Here is a 17,365-nt window from a genome sequence, read left to right as displayed (position 1 = left end):
TCCGGTTGAAAGAGTGTGGTTTCACGGCCTAGAGAATCCCAAATGCAATCAACGCTGCGATAAGCACACCCATTATGCTTTCTCCGCCGATGAGTCCTGACGCAGTTGGAATCGTGTACATGTCATTGGCCTTCGGCGCCTTCTTTTCCATGAACCAAGCGATTAACGCACCCAGAAACATGGCAAAGCTCGTATAGGCCGGAATCGTCATTGCAATTCCAAGAGCGGTCGGATTCGGAGTGTAGGGCTTTATCTTCGGCCAAATCTTCTCGGCGACAACAATCACAACCGCCAGGATAAATGCAATCACCATTGCCATCACTGCGCTGGGTGGTAACGTGCTCAATCCCTGTGCCAAGACTTTCGCCACACCCATCCATACAAGTGCCGACGGCGCGGGGAATTTGTCCCCGCCCAATGCGCTCACATCCGGAACGAGAATAAAGTACGCCGGCACAGCAAGCATGGCCCCTGCAAGCACGCCAAACAGCTGCGCAATGAACTGCTTGCGAGGATTCGCACCCACCATATGACCGACCTTCAAATTGCCAATCGTGTCGCTGCAGCTCGCCGCAGCACCCGCGGTAATGCCGGCCGTCATCAAGTTCGAGGTTACGTTGCCAGCCGATATAACACCAAACGTTAACTGTGTCACTTTACCGAGTGCGCCAATCGGATTGATTCCAACCTCCGCTCCCGCACGGGCCGCCACAGCAGCAAGAATGAACGTCAACAGAACTGCAATCAATCCCATGTACCACGCCACGCCAAAGTCACCAAACATCAACGTCAGAGTAATAATGCAAATCAATCCCGTAAGGACAAACCCCGGCACGAACCAGCTCATCGGTATCTCAATATCGTCCAAGACGCCTTTCACGTTACCATTCTTTCTCCGGCCGAAGCTGCTGAAGATGCTCCCAAAGGTTCTCCCAAGTGTGCGCCACTGAAATGCCAGAGCAAGCAATCCGCCGACTACAAGAACCGTGGCTCCCGGCCACAATGACCAGGCGCTGATGTTCCGGAATCCGCCGACCGCCTGAAATCTTGTCTGTCCCGGTTCGAATCCCATCGCCTTCACGATCTGCGGTGAAGATTGCTCCTTGTCAATCGTCAGCCGTGCCTCCCAAAACACCGCCGCCGTGGCTTCCAAAAACAGCGCCTTTGCCCCCGCACCATTCACCTTGCTTATCGTATCCCGTAAGCTGATGACTCCGTAAAACGGGTTTTTTTCGCCGTTGCCCAAAGTCGGTGAATTGAGATCTTTGATTATCTGATCATTCGCCGTATAGTTCTTCTGCTCATACCAGGTGTATCTGAGCTGTTTTGTGGAGTTGCCGGTTGCCATCTCCGGACCTGCATTTGCCTCCTCTAAAGTCACGCTGATACTTTGTCCCGGTTCAATGACCAACGGAGCCGCAAGCAGCGTTGCTGCCGTGACCTGAGGCGCAGGGTGCTTGATAATTTTGTCGTTGATAAGATTCGGCGCCAGCACCCCGTAGTTCAGGAGCAGACCAAACAGCATGCTCAAACCAATCTTAATTCCGAACAGCGCACCGATTCCGATGAAAATTAAGCTCGGTTCAAAGGTCAACGTAAGCTTGCTTAAACTAACCTTTGCAATTGAAACCGGAAGCGCAAACTGTGCGGGTATCCAGCCCAAACCGTCCCGCAAGCCCGCTATCAGTATTCCCAATCCGCCGGAAATTCCCAGCGCCTTCGCCTTCTGAACCGCCTCCGTTCCTTTCGAGTACATTGCCTTCAGCGTTTCGCCGGTCGGAATATTCGCCGGAAATCTCAAATTGTCCACTTGGATCATCTGCCGCTTCAGCGGTATCGCCATGAATAACCCAAGATAGAGAATGCCCCCGATGAAAATCGCCAACTGCCACCACACAAACTCATACCCTGTCAGCATGGACAAAGCGGGCACCGCTGAAACCAATCCTGCAGAAGAAATCCAGCTGGCCGCAACCGCCACGGTCATCATGATGGTATTCTCCATCATCCCGAAGTCGCGCCTGACCAGTCCAGCCCCCTTGAGGCCCTTGAAGATCGAGAAAATTAGGATGACTGCGACGATGTCAACACCCAAACCCCAGCCCGACTTCAGACCGACATAAAGATTCGACAGGGACATCAACCCGCCGAACAGCATGCCCGATATGACCGCGCGGGCTGTTAATTGTGGCACGTCTTTCTGATAGACATGATCGTACCATTCCCGGTCCCGTTCTTCGACAGACTTGATCTGGGTCTGCTCAGCCATAATTCACCTCTGCAATGCGAGTATTGTAATGTGGTGGGTAACGATTGATTCGGAGGCCTGCTTGCCAACCTGCCCCGAGGCTCTCCGTGTAGGTCTAGGGTGGGGACCGAAGGCTGTGGTATCAGTGGAAGGAATGCCGCCAGTTATCCCTCTATTCGGACGCGGCAATTCTTTGAAAGAAAAGAGTATACTGAATTCGTAAATCTACATTCTTCTGATTGCATTAGCAAGAGAGGCACACAAAATGACCAAATTCCCTGTCCAAATTAGACTATCGCCGTCCACTTCTCGTCTGATAAAGAAGCAATTGTATTTCCTTCAATTGACCTGTCATCGCGCACTGATTACTTTGCGAAATGCTGCTGAGCGGAGGAGTAAACTGCAATCACAGAAATCCTGCACGGATTCGTGCTTGATTGCCTCCCCAAGAAAAGCTATCTTGAACTTCCTGACCTACTAACTTTCCCCATTTTCCTGTCGGAGCCTACCTTGTCAACCACTAGACCTGTCACCTTCGTCCCCTACCAGCAAGCCGGGGAATCGCCGCGCCGCGCAGCTATCGCACATGTTGAGTTTTCCCTTAACGGATTGTCTGATGCAGACCTCCAAGTCCTTGGACACCTATCCGAAGCTGCCGACCTCATCAATCCAATATATCGGGATCAGTACGACTCGAATACCGTTGTCATTGAACGTCTTGTGACCCGATTGCTGGATGTTGCTTCAGTCGAGCAAAATGTTCAGCTTAAGAACTACCTGACTATACTGAATCTCCAGAATAGCCCGTACAGTCTGCTTCCGCGCAAGAATCATCTGCTCGGATTGTCAAAAGCCGAAGTAAGCGACCTGGTGAAAAAAGCTGGAGGCGGCTCCTTGGAAGCGGACTTCTCCGTGGCGGCTCCCTACTTTTTTGACGGACTCGCCCTGCCGGATAAGGCCGGCTTCTATCCCCATGATATGACCGAGGACGAGTGGAAAGGCCTCGGTGAAAACGCGAATGTGGTTAATGCAAGTTTTGAACGCAAGAACGGAAAGCTTGAAATGCGCATTAACGAAGAGAAGTATCGGGCTACGCTGAAACCTGCGATTGACCACCTCTTGAAGGCCCGCGAATTGACCTCTCACATCGGCCTCCAGCTCTATCTTGATGCGAAAATCGAGGAAATGCGCCACGGCACTGCCGAATCCAGACGCATCGCTGACTACATGTGGATTAAGAGCAGCGCTCCGATTGACATCATTATCAGCTCAGCACTCGAAGTCTATCTCGATAACTGGAAAAATGCGCGTGGTGAAGCCGCCGCCGCCGTGCTCGTTGCAAACAACGAAGCTCAGGGAATGCTTGAAAAACTGGTCGAACGCCTGCCCGCACTTGAAGCGACCGCTCCGTGGAAGCATCGCAAAATGCAAATCGACAAGGACAAACTCCCGCATTTGCGATTTGTGGACGTTTTGAACTGGAGCGGTGATTATGTTAACAGTCCCATGACCATTGTCGCACAGTCTCTTCCCAATGATCATTGGGTCGTAAACAACGTCGGGTCGGTAAACGTCGTCTATCGCAACACCGGTAAGGCGATTCACGCGCTCTCCGGCGAAATGATCGCCCGCGAGTTCCTTCCCAAGGGTGTCTTTGAAGAATATGGCGCAACATTGTTCGAAGCCACTCAGATTCACTCTGCGCTGCACGAACTCGGTCACACCACCGGTGCGATGGCTCCGGAACATGCGGGAAAGGAAGCTCGTGAACTTCTTGAAGCGGAGTACTCTCCGCTTGAAGAGGCTAGAGCTGAACTCTTCGGAATGTGGGCAATGCCCCAAATGGCCAAGCAGGGAATCTTCTCAATGAAGACTGCCGAGGCGGGACACTATGGCATGGTCATCAGCATGGTCGGTGGCCTTCGCTTCGAGCCCGCACAAGCCCATGTCAAAGCACGTAATCTTATGTGGCACTATTTCTCGATGAACGGCGGTATCGAGGAAGTCATGGAAGACGGCAAGAAGAAGTTCCGTCTTAGAATGTCCCGCATTGATGAGCTTGTGGCCGATTTGCTGGGAATCATCGGGAACACAAAAGCTGCGGGAGATAAAGCCGGTGCCGTCAAGCTGCGCGAAACCTATTGCTTTACCGATCCAATGCGCGAGGACGTCGAGCAGCGTATGTCGGCCTTTCCGCTGGGACGGGGACTCCTGTTTCCAAGACTGAAGAAATCGGGCGGCACCTATCTTCGCGAACTTGAGTATCCGGACTCGTTTATCAAGCAGCCGCGTTACTCTGCCAGACTGCTTGATTGACCCTTCCGTTTTCTAATTGCAAACGGGTTAACCGGCTCCGGTTAACCCGTTCTCTTTTTGATTTCAAAAAGGGACTAGACGAAAATTTCTATGAAATAGTAAACTATTGCTCCAACGAGTGCAGATGCCGGAATCGTCAGAATCCATGCAATGACGATGTTTCCAGCAAGTCCCCACCGCACCGCGGACGCGCGGCGTGTTGCGCCCACCCCCATGATGGCTCCGCTTATCGTATGCGTTGTACTGACAGCTATCCCTGAAAATGCTGTCACAAGAAGAGTAATGGCGCCGGCCGTTTCCGCGCAGAAACCGCCCGATGGCTTCAGCTTTGTGATCTTTTGGCCAACCGTTCGCACAATCCGCCAGCCTCCGAACAAAGTCCCGGCAGCTATGGCAAGGTGCGACGAGATAATCACCCAATAAGGCACCTCAAAACTACTCAATACTCCCGACGTGACCAGCAACCCGGTAATGACGCCCATCGTCTTCTGCGCGTCGTTTGTGCCGTGACCAATGCTGTAGGCAGCCGCTGAGACCAATTGCAGCCGCCGGAATCCACGATTCACGTTTGATCCCCGCCGATCGTGAAACATCCACATTACTGTGGCCATTAATACGAACCCCATCAGCATGCCCATCAACGGGGCGATGGCTATGAACAACACGGTCTTCGTCCAGCCTGAGTAGATGACGGCACCGAAACCCGCATGAGCAATCGCCGCCCCGGCATAGCCACCCATCAATGCGTGCGATGAACTCGACGGAATGCCGAAATACCACGTGATTAAATTCCACGTGATTGCTCCGATCAGCCCGGCCAAGATTACATACTCTGTAACCGCGGATAATTCAATTAACCCCTTGCCAATCGTCTTCGCCACGTGAACGTCAAACAAAAACGCCGCGATTAAATTGAAAAATGCCGCCCACATCACCGCCTTGCGAGGCGTCAATACGCGCGTTGAAACGATCGTCGCGATGGAATTCGCCGAATCGTGAAATCCGTTCAGAAAGTCAAAGGCCAGTGCGACGAAAATGATGAACGCAACCAGCCAGGTAAATTCGCCCATCAGGAGTGCTTGATAAGAATCGTTTCCAATACGTTCGCCGCGTCCTCGCAGCGGTCTGTCGCGGTTTCCAGCGCGACATATATCTCTTTAAGTTTGATTATCTCCACCGGATCTTTGATCTCTTCAAAGAGATTCGCGATGGCCGATTCAAAAATGTTGTCGGCCACGTTCTCAAGCTCGTTTACCCGCTCAATTACCGTGCGAAGTTCGTTCGGCTTAGTAAGCTTGCGAAGCAGCGTGACGCCGTGCTGAAGTTCCTGAACGGATGAATGCAGGCATTCTATCAGTCTCGCCATTTCCGGAGGACAGCTCTTGATCTTGTAAAGCAAAAACCTCCCTGCACCGCCGTCTATGTTGTCTAGGATGTCGTCCAAGGCCGACGCCAGCACATGGATATCCTCTGGATCAAACGGGGTCACGAACGTGCCGTTAAGCTCGTTGAAAATCTTGTGTGTGACGGTATCCCCCTGATGTTCAAGCAGCTTGATGCGCTCGACCACCTTGATTCGCTCCTCCTGAGAAGCATGAGGAAGTTGCCGCAATGTGTCCGTTGCTTGCAGGATGTTGGCTGCGGATTCCTCAAACAAACTGAAAAAGTGCTCGTCGTGAGGCAGCAATGCCTGCAATATTCTGTCAAGTCTCATAATGGAATTCGCCGTTCTGATAAGCGCGTCTGTCCGCCTTCACATGGCTCCGGTGCATGATCTTCACCTGCAGTAGGCGCATCTCAATGGCCTTCGCCACCGGTCGTTTCGCTGTGGATGGATGGATTACCTGAAGATGGATGGATGGATTACCTGAAGATGGATGGATGTCCAGTCTGAAGTCCGTTTTACGAAGTCGCGAATCTCGACTGGTGTCTGAGGTTCCTAAAATTGCTCAACTTCACCCGCAATGTCAACCACAAAGCTCATCAAATTCTAATAATTTGCCCCAACTTGACACTTGCACCTAACTCGGCAATAATATTTAAATTATTTATTTTATTGAAAGTAACTTAAAAACTACCATTCTTGCTTGACTGCCAAAAAGCAGCTCAATCTTCCTGAAAACAAACAACGGGTCAGCCATATTGGCTAACCCGTTGATTTTTAGTAGCGCGTACGGGATTCGAACCCGTGTTACCGGCGTGAGAGGCCAGCGTCCTAGACCCCTAGACGAACGCGCCAAGGGAAGCGCAAATATAAGATTCTCCTCAATGTAAGTCAAGCTCTATTCGACTTCCTCCTGTGGTACGCCAGACTCTTACTGGTCAGACCTTCCTGATTCTACCCTTCGCCCGAGAAAAAAGGCCGGCACCTTGGCAGTGCCGGCCTTTCTGTCACCGGAAGCGCTGGATGGCGCGTCCGATGCCTCCCGAAGCTGCTACTGAATGGCGTCCGCACACAGATCCGTTCCGGTCTTGAACTCAACTTGCTCACACGCTGCCAGAAGCGCTTGAAAGGACGTCAATACCCGTGTTTCCTTCACACGTGAGAAGCTGATATTGTGCTTCCCGGCCGGAATAAATGTGCTGATTGCCGCCTTCGGTTCCAGCGTCGTGAAGTAGGCACCGTCAACGTGAACGGTGACTGCATCACAGCGGAGTTCATTCTTCAGATCCACATAGGCAATCTGCTTCAGTTCGCAGTATTCCTTCTTATACTCTCCGCTCATTGGTTCCACACTCTGTGGAGGGAACTTGGCGCTGAACGTGGCCTCGGCATCGCCCACTGCGGCGTTACTCTGCGATGAAAGTGGGTTTGATGTGCCGTTCTCGCCGCAGCCTACCGCAAACAGCAGGCTAACCGCAATTAATAGTACCAGGCTTGCGGACTTGTTGAATTGAAGATGGGTGCTTTTCATTTCTGTTCTCCTAATGGGTTTGTTTCCGCTCTCGCCACAAGGATTGCGAGACCTCCGGCGATCTTACTTTCCCTCCGAAAAGTAAGAAATCTGCCGCGGCGGAAATCTTGAAAACGGCTGACATAATAGTGTGGAAGGAAACACCAATGAAATGCGGACTTACCATCTTTACTTGCTTGACCAGCGGCGGCGTACTCTTCACCTTGGGAAGCATCGAATGGAAAATGATCGGGGCTACGGCATTCTTCTTCGGCTGCTGGCTCACCTGTATCCTGGTCGAGCGCAGGCGCATCAACAAGGAGATAGACCGCTTCATTGCCATGGACAACCGGCGTCTGATTACCGGCCGCCCCCCTTCAGGGCGTGCAGGACTAATCTGGCAGGGGAACAGGTCGATAATAACCGTCCTGCGCACGAAGCCCGTGAGCTGGACCGAAAACACAAACCGGGTCATTCTGCTTGACTCCGGTCAACGCAAAGGGTAAATTATGAACTCAGTAGCTGCTGTATTGCCGGTGACCGAGACTGAGTGCCGGCCCTTTTGGCCAGGCATCTGCCAAGTCCCCCGGTCAGAAAGAACCACTCCTGTTCTTGAAACAAACCCCGCGGAGAATGTCGAGGTTCATTACGCAAACGGTGTGGCCGCGACCTCTCACCTTAGTCCACGTAAACTGACTATGACTCCCGATTGGAACTTATTGTTAAACAATGCCAAGAACGGGATTGAGGCTGACCGCAATCGACTCTTTGAACTGTTGCGTGAACGCCTTCTTACCATTTGCGGGTTTCGCCTGCGTGGTTGGCCCGCCGAGGAAATTGAAGATGTCGTACAGGACTCTCTTGCCGTGGTCTTCATCAAGCTGGACTCCATAAACGACAACCCGCACTACTTCTCGCTCACCGTGCTGGAGAACAAGATCGGGGGATTGCTCAGACAGCGGAAGCGCCGCACCATGATCTCCTTGAATCCCACCGGCTCCATAAACGAGCAGGACGAGGCAAACTCGGAATTGCAGCTGCCCTCCGACAGCCATGATGAAATGCTTGATCATCTTCATGGTTCCGAAATCGCCGTTAAACTGCAGACGGCGCTGAAAAAACTTTCGCCGCTTTGCCAGGCCATTTTTCTCGCTTTGCTGCAGCTTAGTTCGGTGGCCGACGTTTGGGAGGCCTATCAACAGCGCGAACCCAGACTCAGCCGCAATGCATTTGATAAACGGCTCTTTGACTGCCGCCGCAAGCTCAGAGACATCACCGCGGGGCAATTGGCATGACACACTCTTCTGATCATCATAGCGAGTGTTGTGCACCCGAGCTTGGCGCACTGCTCATGCAATTCGAACTCGGTACACTTTCTCCCGAACAGCGCTCGGCCTTTGAAAAGCATCTGATGGATTGCGACTTCTGCCTGCACGAAGCCGCACAAATGAGACAACTTGCGGATTCGTTAAGGGCCAATCGTCAGGAAATCGTTTCCGCATTTGCAAGCGAAGGAATCTCGATAAATTCCCTCCTCGAACTCGAAACGAACAAGCCGAAACTCAAGCCTCTCGATATTCGAGGAGAGTTGTCTAAACCTCGTTTGTTCAGTTGGGAAAGCCTGTTCGGCCCCAAAGCGGCTTTAGCATTCGCGGCCGCAGCGGCCTTTCTGCTCGTGATCGGTTTAGGCATCTTCAGAGGCGACCGGCCGGCAGCTATCGGGGAATACGAGCCTCCTGCGTGGTACGGATGGCAAAGCCGCGGCCAGGAAGCCCCCGATTCAATCTTGTTGCGCGCCCGGGAGTACTATGTACGGCAGGATTTCGAGGCCTCCGCTCGTGACCTGTCTGCATACCTATCTCTTCGCGAAGACGCGCAGGCTGCACTGTATCTTGCTGTCTGTTACTATCAAACCAAGAAGTTTGACCTGGCCGCAAAGGCGCTGGGCCGCGTTGATTCCACGAACCGCATCGTCTTCGAGGAAGCCGAATTCTATCGCGCACTCATTCTCTTGCAGCAAGGCGAGCAAAAGAGTGCGGCGAAAATTCTTGAAACTCTCGTGTCAACTCAGTCTGCTCGTGCCGATGAGGCACGGGACTTAATGAAAAGACTCGAATAGCGACATAACTTACCGCAAGGGAGAAGCACATGCCAGTCGTTACTGAGACCGGAACTGCCGATAGTCTTGCCGCGTACGATCTCTCTCTGAGATTGGCGCCGTTTCGCAATGCATCTGTCAGACGCACAGGCGACAAATCCGCCACCGTCAACATCGAACTCGATCCCCGCCATGCCGGCTTGGCGATTCGATTGCTTCCGATTGGTTACGATGATGCCTTCGTAGATAGTGACACCACCGTGTCAGGACCCGCTCAAGTGTATGCCGTCGTGCTCGCTTATGACACCGGAGATGAAATACCAAGCTTGGGCACTGCAACTGAATTCTCAGTTTCCGTTGATCCGTCGCTGAGTTCCGAATTTGTCGGAATCATGGGACTCGAACCGGATTCGACCGATGATTCCGGCAAACCGCTTGAATCTTCAGTAATGTATTCGGTATCAAGTGAGAGCACTGATGAAACCGCGACGTCCGGTTCGGACAGCTTCGATTCCAAAGAGGATGATGAAGTCCTTCCCGTCGATGTGGTCGTCCGCAAGAAGCGTATCCCCGTGCCTCCAGGTACAGGACATGCTTCCTCGATCCTGCTTCCTCTTGCCGGTGCCTTTCTGGCCGGCGTTGCCGTCGGCGCGGTAATCCTGTAAGAAGCGAGTGCCACCTTGTCTTCGCGCGTCCTTACGGTAGCGAATCTTCTCTGTGCCGTATTCGCGGCTGTGATTGCAGTTTCATGTTCACGTCAATCGCCTGCAGATGTGCGGGCGATTGCTGTTTCTGTAGACTCCCTGCTCACAGCCGGAGACACGCTCGCTGCACTTGAATTGGGCGAGAAATTACTGCACGACAAGCCCGCCGCCGATTCACTTCATTCAAACACGTTCAATGTAATCCTGAATCTGGCGAATGCCAATGCGCGCGTCGGACATTTTTCCGAAGCCGCACAACTCTACGAACATCTGCTCCGACAAGGACTTCCCGCCGACAGTTCGGCCATTGCAGGGCACATCGCAGTGCTGCAGGAATTCGGACTGCTTTGCTGTGAAATCGGCGACGATTCAATCGGCAAAGTGCTTCTCGACAGTGCCCTGACACTTCGAGAATCACTCTACTCTGAAAATCACTGGCGCTATGCGATCGGACTCTCCGCGCTCGCATTGGCTGACATGCGCGGCCAATCTTGGTCCGCGGCAAGCAGTCTCCTGGAATCGGCAATCCCAATCTATCAACAGTCAGGCACTGCTGCCGATTCGCTTCTTCTGCAGGCATGGATAAACTTTGCGACTGTCCGCGCCGAACTCGGTGATTTCGCCGGCGAACAGTCTGCGATGACCAAAGTACAGGAGTTGTTGGAGTCGAAAAGACAAGTCAGTCCGTTGACACGCTCGTTGGCGCACAACGCTCTGTCACTCTATTTCGATCGCATTGGCGACCTTCACGAGGGACTTGAGCATCAGATACTCTCCGTTTCCTTTCTCGAGCAGGCATACGGCTCGCGCCATCCTCTGTCGTTGCTTACCCGGGCAAATCTTCTCGTGTCCTATTCTTCTCTGGAGGATTTGACCTCGCTGCGCCGCGAACTCAATAGATTGCGCGATGATCTCAATCTGGTAACCTCCAATTCGTCCGCCATTGCCGATGCATGCAGGATTTGCGGCAGCTTCTATCTAAACCTGAATGAACTGACTGAGGCGGACCGTCTGCTGCGACGTGCTCTTAATCTTTATGAACAGTTTGCCGCCCCTCTTAGCCGCGACCGTGCCGATTGCCTGCAGGCATTGGCACAACTGGAACAAAAACGTGGCGACATTCCCGCCGCGCTTGCTTTGGGACGGCAAAGCCTCAATATCGCCCGGGCGAACTTTCTGGAACTCTTTGACAATCTCTCAGATACCGAAGCTTACTCCTATTCGAGACAACTTCGCGACCTGTCAGACTTCTACCTTTCGCTGCTTCGCGAGCAGCCGCCGGATATGTTTTTGCACAGCACCGAGTTTGCCGAAGCCGTTGTAACGGGCAAGTCGGTTGTTACAGATGCGCTCATGATTCGCTCCGGCATCTTGCGCGAACTTCACGATCCGCTTGCCCGAACTTTGCTTAATTCTCTCGCAGAAAGGCGCAAGGAACTGCAGCCCGTCCGCGCCCCCGCTGGCGCAGAATCGGGAGATGTCATTTCCAATATCGAGAAAATCCAACGGCAACTTGCTGAAATGAGCGCACGCTACCGCTCAGGCCGGGACCTGCTGGACTTCGGCTTGAATGACGTCAGCCAGGCGATACCGCCGGGTGCCATTTTGGTCGAATACTATCGCTACACACATACCAATCGGGAAGACAGCCGCAGCCCCCGCTATGCGGCAGTGATTCTCGGAACTGCGGGGCTTCTGACAAATATCGACCTCGGCGATGCCGCACCCATTGATGCTGCTGCTTTGCGCTGGAGCGATGATTTGGCCGTGCCGGAAATGCTGAATCTCGAACGAAATCGGAAGCTCACGGTTCAACTTCGAAAACTCATCTGGGACCCGCTTGAATCCTACACAACTGAGGCAAACTTACTCCTGATTTCTCCGGACGCTGCCCTATCGGGTGTCGCTTTTCATGCACTCACACTTGAGTCCGGTCGCTTCCTCATTGAAGAACATCCGCTTCACTATCTCTCCGCCGCGCGTGATGTCAGACGCAAGAGCAACGGGCAAGCCGTAGCGCGAAATCCCCTTCTGCTCGCTCTCGCGGACCCCGAGTACACGCATACCCGGCTCCAGCGCGCACCGCAGACTCTGCCTTTCGCAGCTATGGAGGCAGTCCGCTTCGCCGCTCTCTGGAACGAACAATTGCAAGGTGTATCACATCTCTACTCCGGCGCTCGGGCAACCGAATCGGTGTTGCTTGCGGAAGCTTCAAACACACAGGCAATCTACATCGCAAGCCATGCCGATAAAGGCAGCCTGTCCCCCGAACTTGAACACGAATTGCTGCTTGCCGGGCAGTCTCTCATTCTTGCTGGTGACAGCGCAGGTGAAAACGACGGCATCCTGACTGCCGCCGAAATTTCTCAGCTTGATCTCTCCGGTGTGAATTTGGTTGTCCTCTCCGCTTGCGAATCCGCGCGAGGGATGCAATTCGATGGCGAAGGAAGCTTCAGCCTGAGACGAGCTTTCCAATTGGCCGGAGCGGAATGCGTTATCTCCACACTTTGGCGTGTGGACGATCGTTCAACGGCGGACTTAATGGCAAACCTCTTGACTTCCCACCGTCATAACATCCCGCTCGCTCTTCAATCGGCAACCGTGCATCGCTTGAATCAGTTGCGGATCTCAGGCAATCAACTGGCCGACCACCCATATCTCTGGGCGGGTTTCTTTAGCAGCGGCAACTGGGAATTGAGACTGAACTAAACGATTCACACGGCAGCTTTAGAAATTGAACGGGTCAGGCTTGCGCCTGACCCGGTTCGTGTTTTCTCTCTCAGTATCCTGAATCAACTGCCGCGGCTGCAAAAGCAGGACGCTTTAATCGTAATGTCCGATCGCTCCCATGACTTCTCAAATCTCGCCGCCGTCATATTCGCCTCTTCTCCGCGACCGGTTTGCAGCTGGCACTCCTTGAGTCCCAATAGTGCCCAGCCGTTTTCAGGATGACGTTTCAAGTCCGCCAGATAAACTGCTTCCGCTTCGTCATACCGCTTTTGTTCAAGCAGCAGAGCGCCAAGTGCGTGCGCAGGTGGCATCATCCAGTCCCACGGCTCATCATACTTCAGACGCTCATCCTTTGCCACAGCAGTCCGAAGCAACTCAAATGCGCGGTCGTAATTCCCCTTGCGGTACTCCAACTCGCCTTCTGCAATCGCTAACCCTATCTCCATTACCACCGCCGCCGGATTATTCCCGACATTGCGTGTCGATGGCATGCTCGCTGCCGCCGCCTTCATCAATTCGAACTCCTGCGCAGCCTCTTCCGTCCTGCCAAGTGCCGACAGGGCGACCGTTCTGCCGTACCGCCAGAATGACGTTGCCACCTGCATATCTGCGGGTGGAGCGGGCTCCGCTAGTATCTCATTCCACATCCCGAATCGGACCATCACGTGCACCGGTACAGTCAGAAAGCCGTCAAGAAAATCCGGTACCGCGCGAACAAAGTTGATATCCAATTGCGCGACCGCGTCGCGTGCCGATTGCAAGGCTAATTGTTTCCGTCCTTCAAACATTGCCGCGAATGACAGAAAATGATAGTTGTGAATGCGATAGATCGTGAAGAAGTTCTGCTCGTTGGCGTACGGCAGAGAAGCTTCTATCGCTCTCTGATTCGCCTGTATCGCCTCGTCGTAACGCCCCAACCGCAAATCAATGTGTGACGGCATGTGCACAAGATGGCCTGCTCCCGGTATCAAATCACGCAATGTGTCCGCCGCCGCCAGCGCCGCCTGAGGCGTAGGCGAAGCCTCCATCGTGTGAATGTAAAAGTGACAGGCTCCCGGATGTCTTGGATTCATCTCCAAAGCCCGCTGCAAGGTTACGACAATCTCTTCTGTCCCCGGCTGCGGCTGACCTTCATATGTCCACAAATCCCACGGACGAAGATTCATCATCGCGTCCGCGAACAGCACGCAGACGTCCACGTCGTTCGGATACTTCTTCCAAACCTCGCGCATTGCGTTGGCGTAAGCCAGATTGTTCACCATCTGGTCGGCAGGCATTGGCCACGAGTAACGATGCGTCAACGCCTCGATTAAGTCCTTCTCCACCGCCGTCAAATGACCTGTCCGCGACTTCGCTTTCGTCACCATATCATACGCGAGCCTGGCTGATGCGCTGTCCATTGCCGGATTATTGATGTGCGGCCCAGCTGTCAGCGCCGCGCCCCATAAGGCCATCGTGCAGCTCGAATCCAGCTCGAAAGCCTTGTTAAAGCTCGGTATCGCCGCATCCTGATGATACGAGAAATACAGCGTAAACCCTTGGTCAAACCACTTTTGAGCTTCAGCGCTCCCGCACGTTACTTTCCGGCCGAAGCCTCCCAGTTCCTCTCGTAACTCCTGCGCTTCGCCTGACATGGCAATCATCAGCAATGCGCTCAACATAAAGAACATTTTTCCTGCACCGTTCATTTCAAACCTCCCCGGTTCTTTGTGAATGTACTACTTGGCACACTTGTGCCCCTGTTGACGAAAAAACCCAATCGTCTATGGTTGCACCTAATATATAATGATTATCAAGAAAAGAAAGCCTCCCCGCGGTCGAGGAGGCTTTCATGCCAACATATCTCAAGAATCAACAGTTATTTGGCGTCAACTGCAAGGCCACCGCGCTTCGAGAACATGATGGCTCCCGCCAGAACTGCAAGCGATACAACCACCACTGCGATACCGCCGCCCGTGCCGTACATGACCACCGTACTCGGAGCAATCAGAATCGACACCAGATTCATCACCTTGATCATCGGGTTCAGAGCCGGACCTGCCGTATCCTTCAAAGGATCGCCGACCGTGTCGCCAATCACGCCCGCCTTGTGAGCGTCAGTACCCTTGCCCCCGAGATAACCGTCTTCAATCTTCTTCTTCGCGTTATCCCATGCACCACCGGCATTGGACATGAACACCGCCATCAATTGTCCCGCGAGAATACATCCCGCCAGGAAGCCGCCCAACGCATACGGCCCAAGCCAAAAGCCCGTCAAAATCGGAGCGAAAATCGCCAGCAATCCCGGTCCCAAGAGCTCTTTCTGTGCAGCCGCCGTGGAAATCGCCACGCATCGCGCGTAATCCGGCTTCCCCTTCTCGCCCACGCCTTTGTATTCCATAATTCCCGGTATCTCCCGGAATTGACGGCGTACTTCTTCGACCAACAGCACTGCGGCGCGTGACACTGCCCGAATTGCAAAACTCGAAAACAGAAACGGAACTGCGCCGCCGATTAACAAACCGATGAATATCTCCGGCAGGTTGACCTGAATTCCCTTATTGAGAATATCCGGGTCCTGCACCGCGACCGTGTCAATGTACGAACGATACAAGGCGACCGCCGCAATCACTGCCGTCGCAATCGCGAAACCCTTAGTTAGGGCTTTCGTCGTATTGCCGACCATGTCCAAACGTGCCACGATGTTGTGCGCGGCATGATTCTTTGAACCGTCGGGATTGATAAGCGCACCCGACATTTCAAACACACCGTTTGCATTATCCGATATCGGTCCGAACGTGTCCTCCGCCAGAACGTAACCCGTCGTTGCCAAAAGTCCGAGACCTGCCAAAGCGATTGCATAGGCCGCCAAAGCCGGATCATGGAACAGTGCATACGCGCCGTAAATCGTCGCCGCAATCGAAACCGCCGACCAAACTGAGGACTCCAGGCCTTCCGATAAGCCGGAAAGTATCAGCGTCGCCGGTCCCGTCTTTGCCGCGGTCGCTATTTCCGTAACTGGCTTCTTCTCTGCAGCCGTGAAATATTCCGTTACCTTGCCGATGACATATGTCAGCACAATTCCGAAGAACGTTGCCAAAAATGCGTAATTCGCAAAATTGCTCACGATATCTGCAAGTTCGCGATTCGCCCCGGCAGGAACTCCCGGCAATCCCGAGCCAAATACCCAGTGGGCTACTCCGAAGAAACCCAGCGAGGCCACGATGATCGAAACAGTCGCGCCCCGATTAATGGGCTGCATCGGATTCATGTTCGGATCATCCTTGCCCGTTACTGCCAAAACGCCGACAATCGAGGCTACCACTCCAACTGCGCGCACGAGCAAAGCAAATATGACAAGTTTCAGCGTGAACACCGCCGTGAATGATCCCGCGGCCATCAATCCGCCGAATCCGTTCGCTGCCAGCGTACCGCCGACTGCCGCGGCCAGAATAATTGCCGCCACAAGCGTTACTTCATAAGACTCGAATACGTCCGCCGCCATACCTGCGCAGTCACCGACGTTGTCGCCAACGTTGTCAGCGATCGTCGCAGCATTTCGCGGATCGTCTTCGGGAATTCCTGCTTCGACTTTACCGACAAGGTCAGCGCCGACGTCAGCCGCCTTCGTGAAAATTCCGCCGCCGACACGCATGAACAGCGCCGCCAGCGAGCCGCCGAATCCGAAGCCCACCAGCACGAACATCGCGTTCTCCTGATAAATCATGAACGTGATGGTCGCACCCAGCAGACCCAATCCGACCGTGAACATTCCCGAAACCGCGCCCGCGCGGAACGCGATTTCAAGCGCCTGCTTGAAGCTCGACAACGCAGCATGTGCAACTCGCATGTTCGCGATGACCGCCACGCCCATTCCGACATAGCCTGCCAGATAGGATGCCGTCACACCCAGCAGGAACGCGATTGCCACACCCAGTCCAAGCGAAGTCGCCTCCTCAGGCAATATCGAAGAGTACTGCGACTTGTAAAGGAAGAACAAACCGATTGTTATCAGTATCACCAGCGGAATCATCGTCCGAACCTGCCGCGCAAGATAGGCCAAGGCGCCCTCTTGAATCGCCTTACCGACTCCTTGCATCCGCTCGCTGCCCGGACTCTGCTTCTTCGTCTGTTGCCACCAGTAAAAACCGAACGCTAACGCCAATATTGCGCCTGCCAGCACAATGTAAAGCGGTAACCATGCGTCCGGACCAAACGGCAATTGAATCGCTTCGCCGTGACCGCCGCCGCCATGACCATGTCCGACATGATCATGGTTTGGTGACATCACCGGTGCTGTCTCCAATACCTGATTCGGAGAGGCAAGTAATGACGGCCCGAATGTCAAAAACGCCGCACTGACAAACACGACTCCGGCGATCAGCCAAATTGGCAA

Annotated in this window: 12 protein-coding genes and 1 tRNA gene; 6 read left to right on the top strand and 7 right to left on the bottom strand. The window is 53.6% G+C overall.

Going from position 1 to position 17,365, the window contains the following annotated elements; translation table 11 throughout:
* Positions 1–28: 28 nt before the first annotated feature.
* Positions 29–2,269, bottom strand: coding sequence for an OPT/YSL family transporter (locus tag HUU59_09985; protein ID NUO19765.1), 2,241 nt, complete (start codon positions 2,267–2,269; stop codon positions 29–31).
* A gap of 489 nt (positions 2,270–2,758) precedes the next feature.
* Here HUU59_09985 and HUU59_09980 point away from each other — a divergent pair, with 489 nt between their 5' ends.
* Positions 2,759–4,564, top strand: a complete 1,806-nt coding sequence (locus HUU59_09980; GenBank protein NUO19764.1) for a hypothetical protein — start codon at positions 2,759–2,761, stop codon at positions 4,562–4,564.
* Between the two features lie 74 nt (positions 4,565–4,638).
* Here HUU59_09980 and HUU59_09975 read toward each other — a convergent pair whose 3' ends face one another.
* The 4 genes from HUU59_09975 to HUU59_09960 all read right to left on the bottom strand — a co-directional run bounded on the left by HUU59_09975 (position 4,639) and on the right by HUU59_09960 (position 7,479).
* Entirely contained in the window at positions 4,639–5,634 is a 996-nt protein-coding gene (locus HUU59_09975; protein NUO19763.1) for an inorganic phosphate transporter, read from the bottom strand.
* A complete protein-coding gene (locus tag HUU59_09970; protein NUO19762.1) occupies positions 5,634–6,278 on the bottom strand; it encodes a DUF47 domain-containing protein in 645 nt (214 codons plus the stop codon). Before HUU59_09970 ends, HUU59_09975 begins: the two co-directional genes overlap by 1 nt.
* Before the next feature lie 451 nt (positions 6,279–6,729).
* Positions 6,730–6,802, bottom strand: a tRNA-Glu gene (locus HUU59_09965).
* 197 nt (positions 6,803–6,999) lie between these two features.
* Positions 7,000–7,479, bottom strand: coding sequence for a hypothetical protein (locus tag HUU59_09960; protein ID NUO19761.1), 480 nt, complete (start codon positions 7,477–7,479; stop codon positions 7,000–7,002).
* A 146-nt stretch (positions 7,480–7,625) separates the two neighbouring features.
* Here HUU59_09960 and HUU59_09955 point away from each other — a divergent pair, with 146 nt between their 5' ends.
* Genes HUU59_09955 through HUU59_09935 form a run of 5 tightly spaced genes read left to right on the top strand, consistent with a single transcriptional unit; the run spans position 7,626 to position 12,969 of the window.
* Positions 7,626–7,964, top strand: coding sequence for a hypothetical protein (locus HUU59_09955; protein NUO19760.1), 339 nt, complete (start codon positions 7,626–7,628; stop codon positions 7,962–7,964).
* A gap of 3 nt (positions 7,965–7,967) precedes the next feature.
* Positions 7,968–8,753, top strand: a complete 786-nt coding sequence (locus tag HUU59_09950) for a sigma-70 family RNA polymerase sigma factor (GenBank protein NUO19759.1) — start codon at positions 7,968–7,970, stop codon at positions 8,751–8,753.
* Positions 8,750–9,577, top strand: a complete 828-nt coding sequence (locus HUU59_09945) for a hypothetical protein (GenBank protein ID NUO19758.1) — start codon at positions 8,750–8,752, stop codon at positions 9,575–9,577. The genes HUU59_09950 and HUU59_09945 overlap by 4 nt, the downstream gene beginning before the upstream one ends.
* A 29-nt stretch (positions 9,578–9,606) precedes the next feature.
* Positions 9,607–10,221: a hypothetical protein gene (locus tag HUU59_09940; GenBank protein NUO19757.1), complete on the top strand. Its 615-nt coding sequence runs from the start codon at positions 9,607–9,609 to the stop codon at positions 10,219–10,221.
* A 15-nt stretch (positions 10,222–10,236) separates the two neighbouring features.
* The gene (locus HUU59_09935) at positions 10,237–12,969 is read left to right on the top strand and encodes a CHAT domain-containing protein (protein NUO19756.1); all 2,733 of its coding nucleotides are present in this window, start codon (positions 10,237–10,239) and stop codon (positions 12,967–12,969) included.
* 83 nt (positions 12,970–13,052) lie between these two features.
* On the opposite strand, the gene HUU59_09930 is transcribed toward HUU59_09935, so the two are convergent.
* Both HUU59_09930 and HUU59_09925 read right to left on the bottom strand, forming a co-directional pair.
* Positions 13,053–14,678 (bottom strand): tetratricopeptide repeat protein, encoded by a 1,626-nt coding sequence (locus HUU59_09930; GenBank protein NUO19755.1) that lies wholly within the window; start codon positions 14,676–14,678, stop codon positions 13,053–13,055.
* Between the two features lie 170 nt (positions 14,679–14,848).
* Entirely contained in the window at positions 14,849–17,257 is a 2,409-nt protein-coding gene (locus tag HUU59_09925) for a sodium-translocating pyrophosphatase (protein NUO19754.1), read from the bottom strand.
* Between the last annotated feature and the right edge of the window lie 108 nt (positions 17,258–17,365).

The organism is bacterium (assembly GCA_013360195.1).
Taxonomy (GTDB): Bacteria; Electryoneota; RPQS01; order RPQS01; family RPQS01; genus JABWCQ01.
This window is presented reverse-complemented; position numbering and strand designations above follow the sequence as displayed.

Coding starts and splice junctions, on each gene's coding strand:
- HUU59_09985 (NUO19765.1), bottom strand. CDS start 2,269: ATGGCTGAGCAGACCCAGATCAAGTCTGTCGAAGAACGGGACCGGGAA.
- HUU59_09975 (NUO19763.1), bottom strand. CDS start 5,634: ATGGGCGAATTTACCTGGCTGGTTGCGTTCATCATTTTCGTCGCACTG.
- HUU59_09970 (NUO19762.1), bottom strand. CDS start 6,278: ATGAGACTTGACAGAATATTGCAGGCATTGCTGCCTCACGACGAGCAC.
- HUU59_09960 (NUO19761.1), bottom strand. CDS start 7,479: ATGAAAAGCACCCATCTTCAATTCAACAAGTCCGCAAGCCTGGTACTA.
- HUU59_09955 (NUO19760.1), top strand. CDS start 7,626: ATGAAATGCGGACTTACCATCTTTACTTGCTTGACCAGCGGCGGCGTA.
- HUU59_09950 (NUO19759.1), top strand. CDS start 7,968: ATGAACTCAGTAGCTGCTGTATTGCCGGTGACCGAGACTGAGTGCCGG.
- HUU59_09945 (NUO19758.1), top strand. CDS start 8,750: ATGACACACTCTTCTGATCATCATAGCGAGTGTTGTGCACCCGAGCTT.
- HUU59_09940 (NUO19757.1), top strand. CDS start 9,607: ATGCCAGTCGTTACTGAGACCGGAACTGCCGATAGTCTTGCCGCGTAC.
- HUU59_09930 (NUO19755.1), bottom strand. CDS start 14,678: ATGAACGGTGCAGGAAAAATGTTCTTTATGTTGAGCGCATTGCTGATG.
- HUU59_09925 (NUO19754.1), bottom strand. CDS start 17,257: ATGTCACCAAACCATGATCATGTCGGACATGGTCATGGCGGCGGCGGT.